The sequence below is a fragment of the Haloferax sp. KTX1 genome (assembly GCF_902410085.1).
In the GTDB taxonomy this organism is placed as follows: domain Archaea; phylum Halobacteriota; class Halobacteria; order Halobacteriales; family Haloferacaceae; genus Haloferax; species Haloferax massiliensis.
The window spans coordinates 1-400 of record NZ_CABPRH010000317.1; the positions used below are offsets into that span (position 1 = coordinate 1).

General features: G+C 60.5%; 1 rRNA gene. It reads left to right on the plus strand.

From position 1 onward, the window contains the following. Positions 1-361 (plus strand): 16S ribosomal RNA (locus FY251_RS22010); the annotation flags it as partial. Positions 362-400: the final 39 nt, after the last annotated feature.

Sequence of the window (400 nt, forward strand, 5' to 3'; positions counted from 1 at the left end):
CTGCTAAAGCGGAGGAAGGAACGGGCAACGGTAGGTCAGTATGCCCCGAATGGACCGGGCAACACGCGGGCTACAATGGCTCTGACAGTGGGATGCAACGCCGAGAGGCGACGCTAATCTCCAAACGGAGTCGTAGTTCGGATTGCGGGCTGAAACCCGCCCGCATGAAGCTGGATTCGGTAGTAATCGCGTGTCAGAAGCGCGCGGTGAATACGTCCCTGCTCCTTGCACACACCGCCCGTCAAAGCACCCGAGTGGGGTCCGGATGAGGCCGTCATGCGACGGTCGAATCTGGGCTCCGCAAGGGGGCTTAAGTCGTAACAAGGTAGCCGTAGAGGAATCTGCGGCTGGATCACCTCCTACTGACCGGGATCAGGGCCTTGCCCTGACCCACCTACAC